Origin of the sequence: Dinghuibacter silviterrae, from assembly GCF_004366355.1 — a bacterium.
GTDB lineage: Bacteria > Bacteroidota > Bacteroidia > Chitinophagales > Chitinophagaceae > Dinghuibacter > Dinghuibacter silviterrae.
The window spans coordinates 1014677-1032165 of the sequence record NZ_SODV01000002.1; the positions used below are offsets into that span (position 1 = coordinate 1014677).

General features: G+C 55.6%; 15 protein-coding genes. 11 read left to right on the plus strand and 4 right to left on the minus strand.

Annotated elements, in window-relative coordinates:
- Nucleotides 1-4 precede the first annotated feature (4 nt).
- Complete coding sequence (locus EDB95_RS21500; RefSeq protein ID WP_133997078.1) at nucleotides 5-2407, plus strand: glycoside hydrolase family 31 protein; 2403 nt, start codon at nucleotides 5-7, stop codon at nucleotides 2405-2407.
- A complete protein-coding gene (locus EDB95_RS21505) occupies nucleotides 2382-3683 on the plus strand; it encodes a metal-dependent hydrolase family protein (protein ID WP_133997081.1) in 1302 nt (433 codons plus the stop codon). The genes EDB95_RS21500 and EDB95_RS21505 overlap by 26 nt, the downstream gene beginning before the upstream one ends.
- On the opposite strand, the gene EDB95_RS21510 is transcribed toward EDB95_RS21505, so the two are convergent.
- Together EDB95_RS21510 and EDB95_RS21515 are read right to left on the minus strand one after the other, a co-directional pair.
- Complete coding sequence (locus EDB95_RS21510) at nucleotides 3670-4779, minus strand: S1C family serine protease (protein ID WP_133997084.1); 1110 nt, start codon at nucleotides 4777-4779, stop codon at nucleotides 3670-3672. The genes EDB95_RS21505 and EDB95_RS21510 overlap by 14 nt on opposite strands.
- A gap of 1 nt (nucleotide 4780) precedes the next feature.
- Nucleotides 4781-5347 carry an RNA polymerase sigma factor gene (locus tag EDB95_RS21515; protein WP_133997087.1) on the minus strand — a complete coding sequence of 189 codons (567 nt, stop codon included), beginning with the start codon at nucleotides 5345-5347 and terminating at the stop codon, nucleotides 4781-4783.
- Nucleotides 5348-5484: 137 nt separating this feature from the next.
- Between EDB95_RS21515 and EDB95_RS21520 the strand changes: the two genes are divergently transcribed.
- The 9 genes from EDB95_RS21520 to EDB95_RS21560 all read left to right on the plus strand — a co-directional run bounded on the left by EDB95_RS21520 (nucleotide 5485) and on the right by EDB95_RS21560 (nucleotide 14962).
- A complete protein-coding gene (locus EDB95_RS21520) occupies nucleotides 5485-5688 on the plus strand; it encodes a hypothetical protein (protein WP_133997090.1) in 204 nt (67 codons plus the stop codon).
- 357 nt (nucleotides 5689-6045) lie between these two features.
- Nucleotides 6046-6906, plus strand: coding sequence for a prephenate dehydratase (locus EDB95_RS21525; RefSeq protein WP_133997092.1), 861 nt, complete (start codon nucleotides 6046-6048; stop codon nucleotides 6904-6906).
- On the plus strand, nucleotides 6903-8066 hold the full coding sequence (locus EDB95_RS21530; RefSeq protein WP_133997094.1) for a pyridoxal phosphate-dependent aminotransferase: 1164 nt from the start codon (nucleotides 6903-6905) through the stop codon (nucleotides 8064-8066). The genes EDB95_RS21525 and EDB95_RS21530 overlap by 4 nt, the downstream gene beginning before the upstream one ends.
- A complete protein-coding gene (locus EDB95_RS21535; protein ID WP_133997096.1) occupies nucleotides 8051-8896 on the plus strand; it encodes a prephenate dehydrogenase in 846 nt (281 codons plus the stop codon). Before EDB95_RS21530 ends, EDB95_RS21535 begins: the two co-directional genes overlap by 16 nt.
- A gap of 27 nt (nucleotides 8897-8923) precedes the next feature.
- On the plus strand, nucleotides 8924-10573 hold the full coding sequence (locus EDB95_RS21540; RefSeq protein ID WP_133997098.1) for a DEAD/DEAH box helicase: 1650 nt from the start codon (nucleotides 8924-8926) through the stop codon (nucleotides 10571-10573).
- 10 nt (nucleotides 10574-10583) lie between these two features.
- Nucleotides 10584-11672 carry a chorismate mutase gene (locus EDB95_RS21545; protein WP_133997100.1) on the plus strand — a complete coding sequence of 363 codons (1089 nt, stop codon included), beginning with the start codon at nucleotides 10584-10586 and terminating at the stop codon, nucleotides 11670-11672.
- Nucleotides 11662-12687, plus strand: coding sequence for a 3-dehydroquinate synthase (gene aroB, locus EDB95_RS21550; RefSeq protein ID WP_133997102.1), 1026 nt, complete (start codon nucleotides 11662-11664; stop codon nucleotides 12685-12687). Before EDB95_RS21545 ends, aroB begins: the two co-directional genes overlap by 11 nt.
- A complete protein-coding gene (gene aroA / locus EDB95_RS21555) occupies nucleotides 12684-13952 on the plus strand; it encodes a 3-phosphoshikimate 1-carboxyvinyltransferase (protein ID WP_133997105.1) in 1269 nt (422 codons plus the stop codon). The genes aroB and aroA overlap by 4 nt, the downstream gene beginning before the upstream one ends.
- Nucleotides 13949-14962 carry a chorismate synthase gene (locus tag EDB95_RS21560; protein ID WP_133997108.1) on the plus strand — a complete coding sequence of 338 codons (1014 nt, stop codon included), beginning with the start codon at nucleotides 13949-13951 and terminating at the stop codon, nucleotides 14960-14962. The genes aroA and EDB95_RS21560 overlap by 4 nt, the downstream gene beginning before the upstream one ends.
- Here the strand turns inward: EDB95_RS21560 and EDB95_RS21565 are convergent.
- Nucleotides 14919-16160, minus strand: a complete 1242-nt coding sequence (locus EDB95_RS21565) for a M12 family metallopeptidase (protein WP_133997111.1) — start codon at nucleotides 16158-16160, stop codon at nucleotides 14919-14921. The two genes, EDB95_RS21560 and EDB95_RS21565, sit on opposite strands and share 44 nt — an antisense overlap.
- 22 nt (nucleotides 16161-16182) lie before the next feature.
- Nucleotides 16183-17439 carry a M12 family metallopeptidase gene (locus tag EDB95_RS21570; RefSeq protein WP_133997114.1) on the minus strand — a complete coding sequence of 419 codons (1257 nt, stop codon included), beginning with the start codon at nucleotides 17437-17439 and terminating at the stop codon, nucleotides 16183-16185.
- Nucleotides 17440-17489: the final 50 nt, after the last annotated feature.

The window sequence follows — 17489 nt, forward strand, 5'->3', positions numbered from 1 at the left end:
TCTGATGAGAAAACCATGCTTGCTATTGATGGCCGCGCTGTGGGCGGGTACGAGTGTCTATGCACAATCCACCCGTCTGAGTGAACAGGCCGGAAATGTCGTCCAAACCCACGCCATTCCGGGAGGGTACGCCTTTCAACTGGACAACGGCTACGCGACGATCACCGCTTATTCTCCGACCATTATAAGGGTCCGGGTAACCAAGGAAACACCCAAAACTGATTTTTCCTACGCTATCGACGACCTTACCCCCCACAGGTCATGGATAAAGGCGGAGAACGATGCGCTCACCACCGATTCGCTCACGATAAAAATTACCAAAACCCCCTTCCGGGTTTCTTTCCAGGATAAAAAAGGAAATTTCCTAAGCGGAGACGACCCCGCCCTGGGGATCAGTTGGGAAGGACCCCAGGTGACCAGCTATCGCCAGATGGCACCCGGAGAGAAGTTTATCGGTTGGGGGGAGAAGACGGGGCCCCTGGACCGGAGGGGACAAAGTTTTGTCAACTGGAATACGGACGCCTATGGGTATGCGGAGGACAAGGATCCGATCTATGGGTCTATCCCGTTTTTTATCGGGGTGCACGACAAGGTCTGCTATGGCATCTTCTTCGACAATACCCGTAAGGTATTTGCCAACTTCGGCGGCGGCGTGGACGACGACCGTTACTACTTCGGCGCGCCGGATGGGGACATGAACTATTACTTTTTCGGAGCGTCCACCGTCCCCGGGATCATCGCCGACTATACGTCCCTGACGGGCCGGACGCCCATGCCCCCGCTGTGGAGCCTGGGGTACCAGCAGTGCCGCTGGGGGTATATGACGGAACAGGAGCTCCTGCAAACGGCAAAGACCTTTCGCATCAAACAGATCCCGGCGGATGTGATTTACCTGGACATCCAATACATGGATCATTATAAGGTGTTTACGTGGAACCAGGAACGTTTTCCCCATCCGAAAGAGATGATCGATTCCCTCAAAAACATGGGATTTGATGTAGTGACCATCATCGACCCGGGGGTAAAGATAGAAACCGGTTATAAGGCGTATGAAGAGGGTACGGCCAAGGGTTTTTTTGCCCGCTATCCCGGGGGCAAACCCTATATCGGGACCGTCTGGCCGGGGCGTTGCAACTTCCCGGACTTTACGAGGGCGGAGGTACGGGCCTGGTGGGGGGACAACTTCAAGGCGTCTCATACCGACAACGGTATCCGTGGATTCTGGAACGATATGAACGAACCCGCTGTATTAGGCGGTAAAGAAATCCCGACCGTGGTGGAGTTTGGAACCGGCAACAACCGGACTACATTAGCTGCCGTGAAAAACGTATTCGGGATGCAAATGGCCCGCGCGACGTTTGAAGGGACCAAAAAGGACATGGGCGGGAACGAACGGCCCTTCAACCTCACCCGGGCGTCTTACGCAGGGATTCAAAAATATTCCGCCGTCTGGACCGGGGACAACCGACCGGAAGACGAGCACATGTTGTTGGGGTACCGTCTTTTGAACAGCATGGGATTGAGTGGCGTACCTTTTGTCGGGATGGACATCGCCGGATTTTCGGGGGACGCCAGCCCGGACCTTTTTGTACGCTGGATGTCTTTGGGCGTCTATGCACCCTTGTACAGGAACCATACGGCCATCAACAACCGCTACCATGAGCCCTGGGAATACGGGGAGGCCACCACGGAGATCATGCGTCACGTCATCGGCCAGCGCTACGCCCTCCTTCCATATCTCTACAGCGCCTTTTACCAGGCCCATAAAACGGGTATGCCGGTGAACCGCATGCTGCCGATCCATTATACGTACGACAGTGCGGTGTATACAGACAAATACGGGACGGAATTCGAGTTTGGGGATAACCTCCTGGTTTGCCCCGTGGATTCAAAAACCATGATTGCCGATGTCTACCTCCCCGGGAAAGGCACCACCTGGTACCGGTTTAGTACGGACGAGGCTTATCCGGGCGGGGATAGCCAGTTTGTCGGCAGCCCCCTGACGGACCTTCCCGTTTTCGTACGCGCGGGCGCCATCATCCCTGAACAGGCGGTGATCCAGGATACCAAGGAAGCCGGGGACGGCATCCTTTACCTCCACGTATGGCAGGGGGCAACCGGCAGCAGTTTTGACTACTACGAGGACGATGGACATACTTATGACTATGAGCAGGGTAAAAGCTATCGGCGCCAAATCCGTTATGATCCCGGTGCCAGACGGATTGTACTGGGAAAAGCTGACGCCGGCTATCCTACCCGGTTTTCAAAAGTGCGGGTCGTCCTCCACGGCGCCACTGGCTGGGATAACGTCCAAATAAACGGGAAAACTACGCGGATTTCACAGGATCAAAAGCTGTATTTTGTTGAATTCAACAACAGCAATGATCCGATCACCATTCAGTGGTAAAATTCTTATAACGCTTTTGTGTTGGGCGGCGTGCACAAGCCAGGCCCGGGCGCAGGATACCACCGCCCGCCTGTTGCACGCCGCCTTTCTTTTTGACGGAACCGATATCCATGCCGACGGCTGGGTCCTGGTCCGCGGAAAACGCATCGTCGAGGCGACCCATGGCCGCCGGCCGGCGGGGACGGAAACCACACCCGTCTGGGAGTTCCCTGGATGCACCCTGTTGCCGGGACTGATCGAAGGCCACTCCCATCTATTCCTTCATCCTTATAACGAGGTCTCCTGGGACGACCAGGTGACCAAGGAGTCCAGGGCGGAACGCACCGCGCGCGCGGTTACCCATGCCGAAGCCACGCTCATGGCGGGGTTTACCACCGTCCGTGACCTCGGGACCGAAGGTTGTATGTACGACGACGTAGGGCTCAAACGGGCCATCCAAAAAGGGGTGATCCCCGGCCCCCGCATGCTCGTCGCGACCAGGGCCATCGTCGCCACGGGTAGCTATGGTGTTAAAAGCGAGTCTTCCGACGTGGATCTGCCCAAGGGAGCCGCCGAGGCGGATGGGGTGGAGGGGATCACGCACGAGGTCCGGGAGCAGGTCAGCCACGGGGCGGATGTCATCAAACTGTATGCAGACTACCGTTGGGGACCGGGAGGCCAAAATCTACCCACCTTTACGGAGGACGAACTCAAGGCGGCGGTATCTGCCGCCGTTTTCAGCGGGCGCATGGTCGCCGTCCACTCGTCGACGAAAATTGGAATGATCCTGTCCATCGATGCCGGCGTAAGCACCATCGAGCACGGACAAGGAGGAGACGATACCGTATTCCGCCTCATGCGCATCAAAGGGGTCGCGCTTTGTCCCACACTCTCCGCGGTGGAAGCCATCGCCGGCTACCAGGGCTGGCGCAAGGGGATCGACCCCGAACCCCAACGCGTCACCCAGGCCCGCCGTGCCTTCCGGCAGGCTCTCGCCGACGGAGTGACCATCCTTATGGGGGGTGACGTGGGCGTTTTCCCGCATGGCGACAACGCCCGGGAGATGGAAACGATGGTGGAGTACGGTATGTCACCCCTGGCTGTTCTCCAGTCGGCGACGTCCGTTAACGCCCGTGTCTTCGGGATCGGGGATTCTTTGGGGAACATCAAACCGGGCTATCTCGCGGACATCATCGTCGTCAGCGGCGATCCGTCCAAAGACATACATGCGGTAAGACAAATACGGCTGGTCATGAAAGACGGCGTGGTGTATCGCAAAGAGATCAATACCCCTTGACCATGTACACACAATCCTCGATCTTCTTGATCTGGTCGACCCTGTCGAGGGAGCGGATGGTCGATACCGAAGAGACCCTGATCGTTGGGTAGGTATTGGTCGTGTCTTTCTTCAGAGAGTCCAGGGCACTATATATGTTCCGGGCATTCAGCGCAAATACAACGCCGTCTGTCTGGGGCTGCTTGGTGCTGAGGATGCCGACCACTTCGCCTTTCTCGTTAAGCACCGGTCCACCGCTGTTGCCGGGGTTCGCAGACACGGTGATCTGGCAGCTGATGGAATCTCCATTATAACCCGTCTGGGCGCTTAGGTAGCCCTCGCCGTACACGATTTCGGCATAGTTCCGGGGATAACCTAATGTAAAAATGGGTTCGCCCAGTTCCGCTCCCGTCCGTTTGATCCCGTAGGGAAGCGGACCGGAGGTCGTCCAGTTGGAGTCTTCTATTTTCAGTATGGCCAGGTCCTGGAGGGGATTGACAAAAATAATCCGGGCCTTGAAGTTGTCGCCTTTGTGGTTGGCGACGAACACGCTGGAGACGTCCTTTACAACGTGGGCGCTCGTCACCAGGTAACCCCGGCCGTCGATAAGGAAACTGGTCCCCGACACCTTTAGTTCGGCAGGAGAAGGGGTAATGGTCTTGGTCACCTCGTTGAGCTGCTGACGCAACACCCTTTGAGAGTTTTCTACGGAATTGACCTTATTGGCCAGTTCCATCAGCCTGGCGTCGTGTTTCGGGGCAATCGCCAGCATCATCCCGCTAATGCACACGGCGGTAATCCCGCCGATACAGGCCGCCACGGCGATGGTGCGGCGGTAGCGTATCCACATATTGGAGACCCTGGCACCCGCGGTGAGCCGTTCGGGCTTGATCGCGCCCTCTTCCAGCAATTCCGCTTCCACCGTATTAAGGGTACTCTTGAATTCTTTCAGTTGCCCAAACCTTTCCAGCTCCTGGAGGAAAAAGGAATGCGCCACGACCAACTGATCCACTTCCGGGTTGGTCCGCCGGAGTTCCTCGAATACAAGACGTTCCTGCTGCGTCATTTCCATGCGCAAATACCTGTCCACCGCGTTCTGTAATAATACTTCGTCCATCTCAGTTCCCGCTTTTAAATTGGGTAAAGAACATTTTCTTCAGTCGGGTAAGGCATTTGTATTTCTGGTTCTTGGCGTTCTCCGCATTGGTATATCCAAAGTGTTCGGAGATCTCCTGCATATTTTTCTTTTGCAGATAATACGCTTCCAACAAACTCCTGCAAGGCTCTCCCAGGTGTCCCAACGCCTTTTCCATCATCATAAACGCCTCATTCCGTCTTTCGTGGGCCTCCAGGTCCTCTTCCACCTGCACCAGCTCAGGCATCGACTCCACCGGGGTGCCAAAACGCTGTACCTGTTGGAGCCTTTTGAGCCAGAGCCGCCGGCAAACCGAATACAGGTAGGTCTTTACCTGGGCCGTCAGTTCAAACCGTCCGGATGTTGCTTTTTCATACAACACGATCATCGCCTCCTGAAAAATATCCCTTGCGTCTTCGCTCGATCCGTTGTTATTGAGTATGAACGCCTGGATCATACCAAAATACTCCCTGTACAGGGTCTCCGTGGCGTTCTTGTCGTTGCGTGCCAGTCCAGCCAGTAATTGTTCGTCCGTTGATCCGGTTTTCACTATAGGCAAATATTAATACGAAATGGGGCGATTTGTAACCCAAAAGACGGTAAAATTATTTTTTTTCTAAAAGGTGGGTTACCTTTTTTTAATTCAGGTATAAACCCCAAACCATTAGTAAACAATTAAAAAACATCATGATGAAAAAGGTATTGTTTGCATTCTGCGTTATCGCTTTCGCAACTGCTTGTAACTCCGAAGGTTCTAAGACCGACAGCGGTGATACCGCCAAGGCTGCTACTGCCGACACCACTGCAAAGATGGACACTTCCGCAAAGAAGATGGACACTTCTGCTGCAAAGATGGACACTTCTGCAAAGAAGGACACTACCAAGAAATAATTCGACCGCTGGAACGCCCGTCCCCGGACGGGTACAGGTTGACATGAGATTGCTTCCGTGTTAAGTTGACCTTTCCAGTGGAACGTCAAACGTTTTTCATATGGCAAGCAATCGTTAGAGGCCGCTCTTTTCTAAGAGTGGCCTAATTTTTTTCTAAAGATTTCTTTGATTGTTTAGACATATTCGCCTAATTTTGGTCCATCAGTGAAAACATGTTGACTACTAAGGCAAATACCGGTTTCTTTTACTTTTTTTACTTCTACTTTACAGGTAGGCCGGGATGCTTTTGTTAAAATGTAACCACACACAAAACATAAAGAATCCCGGCCAAACGGCCGGGATTCGTTTTTTTACGATATGGCAGAAATTGAACTTTCAGAAGAGGACCTGCAAAAGGGTGTGGCCATTCAGGGCTACGCCGGCAGCTTTCACCAGGAAGCCGCCAGGCTTTTCTTAGGCGACCGGATCAACGTCATTCCCTGCGCTACCTTCCGGGACGTCGTCCGGATCGCCTCGGACGCCACGTTGTCGGCGGGAGCGGTGATGGCGATTGAAAACTCGATTGCCGGGAGCATTCTTCCGAATTATAACCTGTTGCAAAAGAGTGAATTAAGGATCGTGGGGGAGGTGTATCTCCAGATCCGCCAGCACCTGATGGTCAACCCGGGTGTATCTTTGGACGACATAAAAGAGGTGCATTCCCATCCGATGGCCCTGCTCCAGTGTATGGATTACCTGGACAAACGCCCCTGGAAGCTTCTTGAAACCGAAGATACAGCGTTAAGTGCCAAGCACATACATCAACACCGGTCCAAACATATCGCGGCGATCGCGAGCCAGGCGGCCGCCGAATTATACGGGCTCGACATCATCGCCCCGGACATTCATACGCTGAAAAACAACTATACGCGCTTCCTTATCCTGCGGAGGGAAGGGGAGGCGGAGACCATCGCAAAAGTCGACAAGTCCTCCCTGTATTTCGAGACGGACCATAGCCAGGGGAGCCTGGCCCGGGTCTTGACCCGGATTGCCGAAGGGGGGATCAACCTGAGCAAGCTCCAGTCGTTCCCCATACCCGGTAGCCAGTGGAAGTATTTTTTCCATGTGGATATGGAGTTCGATACGGAAGAACAGTTCCAGGACGTGTTGCACGACCTTCGGAAGCTGACCCTGGATTTAAAAGTTTACGGTATTTACAAAAAAGGAACGACAGCATGACAGCACAACGGCTGGAGGGCATCGGGGAATACTATTTCTCGACAAAGCTCCGCGAGATCGACGACATGAACCGTCAAGGCAGGCAGGTGATCAACCTGGGGATCGGCAGCCCTGACCAACCCCCGCACCCGGAGGTGATCAAGACCCTCCAGGAAGCGGCGGCCCGGCCGGATACCCACGGTTATCAGAACTATAAAGGTTCTCCCGTCCTGCGCAAGGCCTTCGCGGGCTGGTATAATACCTGGTATGGCGTGGACCTGGACCCGGATACGGAGATCCTACCGCTGATCGGGTCCAAAGAAGGGATCATGCACATCTGCATGACGTACCTCAACGAGGGAGACGAGGCCCTCATCCCCAACCCGGGGTACCCGACTTATCAAAGCGCGGTAAAGCTGGCGGGGGGAACACCGGTGCCGTATACCCTAAGCGCCTCAAAAAATTGGGCCCCCGACTGGGAGGCGCTGGAGAAGACCGACCTTAAAAAGGTTAAACTGATGTGGGTCAACTACCCGCACATGCCTACCGGGCAACGGGCCAATAAGGAACTTTTCGAACGCCTCGTTGACTTCGGGCGGAGGCACAACATCCTGATTTGTCACGACAACCCGTATTCTTTTATCCTCAACGATCGGCCAGAAAGCCTGCTGGCAGTAAAAAACGCAAAGGACGTTGTCCTGGAGCTGAATTCGCTGAGCAAGTCGCAGAATATGGCGGGCTGGCGCATCGGCGCACTCCTCGGTGCCCAACAGCGGATCAACGAAGTCCTGCGGTTCAAAAGCAATATGGACAGCGGCATGTTCCTCCCGGTACAACTGGCGGCGGCAAAGGCGCTGGAACTCGGGAAGGATTGGTATGACTCCGTCAACGCGGTTTACCAAAAGCGTCGGGAAAAAGTCTTCCAGTTGCTGGATGTATTGAATTGCACCTACGACAAGGACCAGGTCGGCCTTTTTGTCTGGGCGTCTATTCCTGAGGGTTATAAAGACGGATACGCCGTGAGCGACGCCGTCCTGTATGGGTCGAATGTATTTATCACGCCGGGCGGCATCTTTGGTTCGGAGGGGAACGGGTATATCCGCGTCAGCCTTTGCGCCACGGAAGAGAAACTGGAACAGTCCATGGAACGTATAAAAGCAACAGTATGGTCGTCGCGATAGTCGGTACGGGTTTGATCGGTGGTTCGATGGCGCTCACGCTAAAAGAAAAAGGTTTTGCGGAGCGGGTCATCGGGGTGGACAGCAGCCTCGTACACCTGCAAAAGGCCCGTGAGCTGGGCATTATAGACGAAGGGGCGTCCCTGGAAGCAGGGGTGGATGCGGCAAAGCTGATTATCCTGGCCATACCCGTGGACGCGGGGGCGGGCCTGCTGCCCCAGGTGTTAACAAGACTCAAACCAGACCAGGTCGTCATGGACGTGGGCTCTACAAAGGAAGGCATCATCGCTGCCGCCCGCAAACTGCCGAACCGGGCGCGTTTTGTGGCCACCCACCCCATGTGGGGGACGGAGTTTAGCGGGCCCCAGGCGGCGGAACACCACGCTTTTGCCGGGAGAGCCGCGGTGATTTGTGACCGGGAAGACTCGGCCCCGGATGCCCTGGCGCTGGTGGAGCAGGTATACGATAACCTGGAGATGCGCAAGGTGTATATGGACGCGGCAAGCCACGATATGCACGCCGCCTACGTCAGCCACATCTCGCACATCACGTCTTTTGCCCTGGCCAACACGGTCCTGGAGAAGGAGAAGGAGGAGGACGCGATCTTTACGCTGGCGAGCGGTGGTTTTGAAAGCACCGTGCGCCTGGCAAAGAGCAATCCTTCGATGTGGGTGCCGATCTTCCGCGAGAACCGGGAAAACGTACTGGACGTGCTTAACGAACACATCACACAGTTGCGAAAATTCAAAAGTTGCCTGGAAAAAGAAAACTACACCTACTTAAAGGAGTTGATAGAACAGGCCGGAGAGATCAGGCGGGTGCTGAATAAATAGCGCTACCTTTACACAAATTTTTGACTAATGAGTACATTCGAAGCGCTGGGACTGGATGCCAGACTGATACAAGCCACAGACGCCCTGGGTTTTGAGACACCGACGCCGATACAGGAAAAGGCGATCCCGGTGCTCCTGGGCGGGCAAAAGGACTTTGTCGGGCTGGCACAGACAGGGACGGGAAAGACGGCTGCGTTCAGCCTGCCTTTGCTGCACCTGTTGGAAGTCGAGAAGCGCTATCCGCAGGCCTTGGTGGTTTGCCCCACTCGCGAACTCTGCCTGCAGATCGTAAACGAGATTGAACAATTCAAGAAATTCATACCCGGCATGCACGTGACCGCCGTTTACGGCGGTGCGTCCATCGGCCTCCAGATCAAGGACCTCCGCAAAGGCGTACAGATCGTGGTTGCCACCCCGGGCCGTCTCATCGACCTCATCGAACGCAAGGCGATCGACCTCCAGAACATCCACTATGTCGTCCTTGACGAGGCCGACGAGATGCTGAACATGGGCTTCAGGGACGACATCGAATTCATCCTCCAGAACACGCCCAACCGGCAAAGCTCCTGGTTGTTCAGCGCCACGATGCCGGACGCCGTTCGCCAGGTATCCAAGCGGTATATGAAGGAACCGGTGGAAGTGACGGTGGGGAAAAAGAACACGGCGAACGCCAACATCGACCACCAATACTATGTGACGTCCGCACCGCTCCGGTTCGAAACCCTCAAGCGGATCATCGACTTTAACCCGGGGATGTATGGAATCATCTTTACCCGCACCAAGCTCGACGCCCAGGAAATCGCGGAAAAGCTGGTCCGGGACGGTTACGACATTGACGCCCTTCACGGGGACCTGACCCAGGTACAACGCGACAAGGTGATGGGCCAGTTCCGGGACAAAAGCCTCCAGTTGCTTGTCGCCACCGACGTGGCCGCCCGGGGGATCGACGTGAACAACATCACCCACGTCATCAACTATGAGTTACCCGACGACGTAGAAGTATACACGCACCGCACCGGCCGTACCGGGCGGGCGGGGAAAAACGGGATCGCCCTGTCGATCGTCCATTCCAGGGAGACGTTCAAGCTCAAACAAATCGAGCGCGTAAACCAGATCCGGTTGAACAAGATGGACATCCCCACGGGGAAAGACGTCACCCGGAAACAGTTCTACTATTTCATGGACCGGATCCTCAACGCCGATACCAGCCATGGGGACTACGAGGCCTTTGTACCGATGATCGAGGAGAAGTTCGCCGATATTTCCAAGGAAGAGATCGTCAAACGCTTTGCCGCCCTTGAATTCGACCGCTTCTTACGCTACTACGAGAACGCGGCCGATTTGAATGTGCGCGATATCAAAGCGCCCCGCACCGCCGGCGGCCGGGACTTCGCGCCTGCAAGCGGAGGCGGCGACCGGAGAAGGTTTGAAAGCAATGGCGAATTCACAAAGCTCTTCATCAACCTGGGGATCAAAGACGGATTCTATAAGGCCAGCTTCCTCCAGTTCATCCTGGACATGAGCGACCTGCGCAAAGAAGTCCTGGGCCGTATCGACCTCAAGGAAATGAACAGTTGGGTGGAAGTGGACAAGAAATCGGCCTCGAAAATGATCCGGGCCATAGACGGAAAAACCTTTAAGGGTCGGAAGATCCGCATGAACGAAGCAAACAGGTAAAACTACATATATGGAAGCGACAGTAACCACACCGGTCGACATAACGGCGGTGTTGAGCAAGAGACCCCTCATCATTTCCGGTCCGTGCAGCGCGGAGACGGAAGAACAGGTGCTGGCGACCGCCACCCGCCTGGCCGCTACCGGCAAGGTAGACGCCCTCAGGGCCGGTATCTGGAAACCCCGTACGCGTCCGGGCAGTTTTGAAGGCATAGGCACCAAAGGGCTTCCCTGGCTGCAACAGGCCAAGAAGCTCACCGGCCTCCCCACCGCGGTGGAAGTGGCTACGGGCAAACAAGTCGAGGACGCCCTCCACTTTGAAGTGGACATCCTTTGGATCGGGGCCCGCACCACGGTCAACCCCTTTAGCGTGCAAGAAGTCGCCGACGCCCTGAGGGGTGCCAACGTACCCGTCCTGATCAAAAACCCCATCAATCCCGACCTGGAGCTGTGGACCGGCGCCGTTGAACGCGTGGCCAAGGCAGGGATCAAGACCATCGGTCTGATCCACCGGGGTTTTAGCTCTTACGGGAATACGGAATACCGCAACGCCCCGATGTGGCACCTGGGTATCGAAATGCGCCGGCGCAACCCCGAGTTGCTCATGGTCTGCGACCCTTCCCACATGGCGGGCCGCCGGGACATCCTCCAGGATACCGCCCAAAGGGCCGTGGACTTAGGGTACGACGGTCTGATGATCGAAAGCCATATCGACCCTGACAAAGCCTGGAGCGATGCAAAGCAACAGGTGACGCCGGAGAAGCTGGCCGAGATGCTGGACTCCATCAAGTGGAGGCACGAAAGCACCCAGGCCGAGGAATTCCTCAACGCCCTGGCCAAGCTGCGCGAACAGATCAACCACATCGACGACGAACTCCTGAGCCTGCTGGCCCAGCGCATGAAGATCGCCGAGAAGATCGGACAATACAAAAAGGAGAACAACATCACCATCCTCCAGACCAGCCGCTGGAATGAAATCCTCGAACGCGCCGTTCGCAAAGGGGAGAAACAGGGTCTGGGCAAGGAGTTTATCACCAAGTATTTCGATGCAGTGCACCTGGAGAGCATCCGTCATCAGAACAAAGTGATGAATGAAGACTAGAGTCTCCTTTTCCAACGCTTCCTGTGACTATTATTTCGATACCTCCGCCCGCCGGCTGGAGGAGCTTGTACCCCGGGCGAAGACCGTGCTGGTCACCGACGAGCACGTCTTCGCCCACCACCAGGCCCTCTTTGGCGACTGGAACACCATCGTCCTCAAGCCGGGTGAGCAGTACAAGGTTCAGGAAACGGTCAACGCCATCATCGACCAGCTCCTGGACTTCGAGGCGGACCGAAGCTGGTGGATCGTGGGCGTGGGTGGAGGCGTCATCACGGACCTCACCGGTTATGTAGCGGGCATTTATATGCGGGGGCTCCAATTCGGTTTTATCCCGACGAGCATCCTGGCCATGGTGGATGCCAGCATCGGTGGGAAAAACGGGATCGACGTAGGCATTTATAAAAACATGGTGGGGTTGATCCGTCAACCGTCTTTCCTGTTGTACGACATAGACCTGCTCAAAAGCCTGCCGGAATCCGAGTGGATCAACGGCATGGCGGAAGTGATCAAGCACGCTTGTATCAAAGACGCCCCCATGTTCAAGCTGCTGGAGGAGAATACGCTCGCCAAGCTCAAACGCGACAAAGCGTTGCTGGCCCAACTGATCCGGCGCAACGCCTTGCTGAAGACCAAGGTCGTCCAGGCCGATGAGTTCGAGCAGGGAGAACGCAAGCTCCTCAACTTCGGCCATACACTGGGCCACGCTATAGAGAACATGTACGACCTCCCCCACGGGCACGCCGTGTCCATCGGCATGACGGTAGCCTGTCATCTGTCGGCCCGGCTCACCGGGTTCACACAGACCGAACGCGTCGTGGATGTTTTAGAAAAGTACGGGTTGCCTACCTATGCCGTCTTCGACGTGGATAAGGCCTGGGACATCCTCAAGATGGATAAAAAACGGGCCGCTGACGCCATGAACTACATCCTGCTCAATAAAATAGGCCAGGGGATCATCCAGTCCATTCCCCTCGAAGGGCTTCAGTCTTTACTCATTGAATTCGTGACATCATGATCGTTTCCATACAACCCTCCCGGGTCGCCGGGCCCATGTATGCACCTGCTTCCAAGAGCTCGATGCAAAGGGCCTGTGCCGCCGCGCTCTTGCGCAAAGGGTTGACCGTTTTGCACAACCCCGGTCATTCCAACGACGACCGGGCCGCCATCGATACCATACAGAAACTGGGGGCCAAAATAGAGCGAACAGACAACTCTTTGAACATCCAAAGCCTGGGCGTCCATCCCCGAAGCGCCGAGATCAATTGCGGCGAATCCGGGTTGGGTGTCCGGATGTTTACACCCATCGCCGCAATGAGCGACCTTCCCTTGCACATTGACGGGGAAGGAAGCCTGCTTACCCGGCCCCTGCATTTTTTCGACGAGATCTTCCCCCAATTGGGCATAAGGATCACGTCCAATGGAGGGCGGTTGCCTTTGTCCATACAGGGGCCTCTGCAACCCGCCCCGATCACCGTGGACGGCTCGCTCAGCTCCCAGTTCCTGACCGGGTTGCTCATGGCGTACGCCGCTTCCGGCGCACAAGACGAGGTCATCACCGTGGACAACCTCAAGAGCAAACCTTATATAGACCTCACCCTAAGCGTCCTAAAAGACTTTGGATGGAACGTGACCCACCGGGACCACCGGACGTTTCATTTTGGAAAAGCAGAGGCACAACCCGGTACCCTTCACTATACCGTGGAAGGCGACTGGAGTGGAGGCGCGTTCCTGCTCGTCGCCGGCGCGGTGGCGGGGAATGTCGACGTCCGCGGGCTCGACCCGCATTCCACCCAGGCCGATAAAGCGATCCTGAATGCTTTGCAGGATTCGGGTGTGAACATGCATGTATCGAAAGAAAAGATCCTCATTTCGTCACAGCCATTGAAACCCTTCGCGTTCGACGCCACCGATTGTCCCGATCTTTTTCCGCCTCTGGTGGCGCTCGCGGCTTATGCGGACGGGCAGACCATAGTAAAAGGCGCCAGCCGCCTCGCGCATAAGGAAAGCGACCGCGCCACTACCCTCCAGCAGGAATTTGGCAAAATGGGTATACGCATCGACGTGGAGGGGGACCTGATGCGGATCCACGGGGGTACCGGCGTCAAGGCCGCCCGGGTACACTCCCGTCACGACCACCGGATCGCGATGGCCTGCGCCGTGGCAGCGTTGGGCGCCGATGGACCGGTGGTCATCGAAGAGGCCCAGGCCGTCAACAAATCGTATACCGACTTCTATGACCACCTCCGCGCGTGGGGGGTACCTGTAAATTCGAACGTATGAACAGTTTTGGACGCATCTTCCGGGTACATATTTTCGGCGAGTCCCACGGCCCCTGCGTGGGTGTGACCATCGACGGGTGCCCGCCCGGTCTTCCCCTGGAAGAGACCGATTTCACCCCCGACCTGGAACGCCGTAAAGCCGGCGCCAAGGGCACCACACCCCGAAAGGAAGACGACATCCCTCATGTCAAAAGCGGGATCTTCAACGGCCATGCCACCGGAGCGCCCATCACCATCCTGTTTGACAACAACAATACCCGCAGCGGGGACTACGAGAAACAACGCGCTACACCCAGACCGGGACACGCCGATTTCGTTGCCCACCATAAATACGGGGGCTTCGAAGACTACCGGGGAGGCGGCCACTTCAGCGCCCGCCTCACCACGGGGATCGTCGCCGCGGGCGTGATCGCAAAAAAGCTCCTCGCACAAGCGACCATCACCGCAGTGATCGCCGAAGTCGCCGGCGAACCCGACCAGGAACGCGGTCTTCAAAGGGCGATCGACGCCAAAGACACCGTCGGCGGTATCATCGAATGCCGCGCGACCGGGCTCCCCATTGGGTTGGGCGAACCCTTCTGGGATTCTGCCGAATCCCTGCTGGCGCATGCCATGATGGCCATCCCCGCCGTCCGCGGTATCGAATTCGGGACCGGTTTTGCCGCGGCCCGTATGTTCGGCAGCGAGCACAACGACGCCATCCTGGACGCCGAAGGCCATACCCGCACCAACCACGCCGGTGGGATCGTAGGCGGCATCACCAACGGGAACGAGCTCGTTTTCCGGATTGCTATTAAACCCACCTCCTCCACCCCCAAGGAACAACAAACCCTCAACTGGGAAACCGGCCAGGTTGAACCGTTTTCCGTCAAAGGCCGCCACGACCTTTGCGTCGCCCTTCGGGCGCCGGTGATCGTGGAGGCTATGACGGCCATCGTTTTGGCGGACCTGCTGATGCTCGAAGCGGCTAATAGATCTGCCAATAACCCACACCTGGCGCCACCCCGGTAGTCTGGCTGTAACAGGTGAGCGGGTCCATCTGGGAATCATAGGTATAGGTCATCGAAAAGTTCCCGATGGTCACGGTGCCCGGGTTTCCCGCGGGGATGATCGTAAAGGTATTTTCTACACCCATCGTACCCGAGCAATCGCTTGTGGTAACCACCGCATAATTCAATTCGAGCGGATAAGTAAGGGTGGCGGGAACCGTTCCGGCAGCATCCGAGTAGAAATTAACGCTGACCGTTCCCTCCGAATGTTGGTAGGTTTGATCATTCTCGTCGTCGGTATAGTTCAGGGTAGCCCTCACATACACCGGTTGGTACATGTAGAAAACCGTGGCGATGTCACCGGCAGACAAGGCATTCCGCTGGCTGTTAAAGGGCTGCCCATTCGTCAGCGTCATCGGATAGTTGTTGGTGCCGGGTTGCACCAGGTCGTAGGAAGAATAAAGCATGATCGAATTGAAGTCGAACTGATCGATCTGCCACCCGCTGGAGCCTATTTCGTCGTACGTCTGGTACTGATAAATATTGGACTGGGTGTTCGGGTATATGTAGTTGTAGTTGACATTGATCCAAACGTCTCTGTCCGTTCGGCACTGTTCATGATAAAATCCGATGGCGTGCCCCATTTCGTGCTCGATCTCACCCGGCCCGAACATCCCTCCTTCCAGATTGATGATTTGCTGTCCTCCCGCCATGCCGATGCTGGTGGAATAGAGACCGGTCCCTGTGGCGCCCCGCTGGATGTAAATGTAATTGGATTGGTTTGTCCGGGCGGTGAACCGAATCGGTGTATTATTTTGATAATCGGCTATGGCATCGTTTATGAACCCTTGTTCTGTCGCGGTAAAGTTCGGATCGAGGGCATAAAATACCTGTCCGCTGGGCCACAGGCGGGTGTAGTCTTCTGTAAAGGTCCTGTCGGTCGTGATGGTGCCTGATTTTTTCATGGCGTTAAAGTGTTGTTCGTCCAGCAGGATGTCCCCCATCCATACATACCCCCCGCCTTTTTTTTCCACAAAGATACTGTCTGACCCATGCTGTATACCGATGACCCGCCCCTGAATCCCCGGATAGGCCTTCTCGGCCGGGTGCTGCTGGAGCGTAAACGTTTGGGAAGGCGTAGAAACAGGCGGGTTGCCGTCTTTCCGGCAGGAAGCCATTGCCGCTACCAGCAGCAATAAGGCTGGGAAATTGTTTTTCATGAGAAGCGAAAGGTTTTAGATATTAATTAATTTGCCAGTAGCCGACCCCCGGCGCCACGCCCGCGGTGGAGCTGCTGCACGAGATCGGGTCTTCGTTGGCATCATAGGTGTTGGTGTACTGGAACTGCCCTATGGACACGGTACCAGGATTGCCGGCGTTGATGATGATGTTGGTGTTCTCCGTTACATAAGACTGACAGTCGTTGGTGGAGGTAACCCCAATGTTCAACAGGAGTGGGTATGTGAGGGTAGCCGGGACGGTCCCTGCGGCATCGGAATAGAAGTTGGCGGTTACCGTTCCCGCGTTGTATACATAGGTCAGGTCGTCCTCGCTATCCGTGGTGGTATAAGTGACCCGCACGTATACGGGGTGGTACATATAAAAGGCCGTGGCGATATCTCCCGCCGACAGGAAATCCCGCTGGCTGAAAAAGGGATTCCCGTTCAAATCGGTCATGGGATAGTTGGTGGTGCCGGGTTGCAAAAAATCGAAGGAAGAATACATCATGATGGAATTGAAATCGAGTTGAGAGATTTGCCATCCCAGTTGGTTCCTTTCGTAATAGGTTTGATATTGATAGATATTGGACGAGTTATTCGGATATATAAAGTTGTAATTGACATTGATCCAATCTCCCCGGTCGGCACGGCATTGTTCGTGAAAAAAACCGATGGTATGCCCGATCTCATGCATCACCACACCGGCGGTAATCGGGTTGTTCACGTTCCCGGATTCCAGGCTGATGGTTTGTTGTCCGCCCGTCATCCCTATGCCGCTGGAACCGAAGCCGCTTCCGGTGGCACCCGGTTCGATCAGCACATAGTTTGTCTGGTTCGTTCTTGCCGTGAAACGGATGGGTGTATTCGTTTGCCAGCTGGTCATGGCGTCGGTGATGGCCGTTTGTTCGGCGGCGCTGAAACCCGATTTGATGGTATAAAAGACCTGTCCGCTCGGCCATAGGGTCGAGGGATCTTCCGTGAAGGTATTGTCGGTGGTGATCCCTTCGGGTTTTTGCAGGGCCTTGAAGCCTTTTTCATCCAGGATGATGTCACCCATCCAGACGTAATAGCCGCCTTTTTTCTCGACATAAATACTGTCCGTTCCGTGCTGTATGCCGATGACCTGGCCCTGGATACCGGGGAAAGCCTGTTCGGCGGGATGATACTGTAAGGGGAGAGGATGAGAAGACGTGGACGTGGAGGTGGTTTGGTTGCCGTCTTTCCGGCAGGAGGCCATTGCCGCTATCAGCAGCAAAAAGGCCGTGAGTTTGTTTTTCATGCGAGAGCTAGGTTTGATTGAGTAGTATTCCGAATATAATCTAATTTTTT